Source organism: Staphylococcus sp. HMSC056G08 (genome assembly GCF_001812305.1).
GTDB classification, from domain to species: Bacteria; Bacillota; Bacilli; order Staphylococcales; family Staphylococcaceae; genus Staphylococcus; species Staphylococcus simulans.
The window spans coordinates 1-576 of record NZ_KV808519.1 but is presented as its reverse complement, the minus strand read 5'-3'; the positions used below and the strand labels follow the sequence as shown (position 1 = coordinate 576).

The 576-nt window shown below is 24.0% G+C and carries 1 protein-coding gene; it reads left to right on the top strand.

Features of this window, described 5'->3' with window-relative positions; genetic code table 11:
- The first annotated feature begins 331 nt into the window (after positions 1-331).
- Positions 332-571 (top strand): hypothetical protein, encoded by a 240-nt coding sequence (locus HMPREF2846_RS10515; protein WP_001282728.1) that lies wholly within the window; start codon positions 332-334, stop codon positions 569-571.
- Positions 572-576: the final 5 nt, after the last annotated feature.

Genomic DNA, 576 nt, shown 5'->3' with positions numbered 1-576 from the left:
TCAAGTTATAACGGTAGTTTGTCTACGGTCTGACAAGATTCCTATATTCTTTAGGAATCTTGTTTTTTCTATTTTTATGGTGATAAAGAGCAGATAAGATAATGTGTAATAATCACAAAAAAGTTAAATATTTTAAGGATTGTTTAATTATTAATGATTTTATATATAAAGAGCAGTATAATAAAGTTGTTAATATATTATGAATAATATTCAAGTAATTTTATTGTTTTTTAATTTGTCGATATTTAAGTTGAGTTAAATTTAAAGGGTGTAATTTGTTTTACAATGATGAAGATAATTAGTCTATCAAAATAAAGGGGTTGGGACTGTTATGAGTGATAATTTGTCATTATTCATTGACTATATCAATGATAATATAATCTATGGTAGTGAAATCAAACGGGAGAAATTAGAGAATTTATTTAATCAATTTGCTATAAAAAATGTTGAAAAGAACATTGTCTATGATGAACTGAAATCTTTAGATATTACAATCATTGAGTCACAGGATTCATATAAAAATAAATTGAAGAGATTATTTTCGGTTCTGTTGCAAAGTAAAAAAATATAGCTAAC

Bases quoted from the DNA above. Each gene is read 5' to 3' on its own strand.
- HMPREF2846_RS10515 (WP_001282728.1), top strand. From the start codon at position 332: ATGAGTGATAATTTGTCATTATTCATTGACTATATCAATGATAATATA.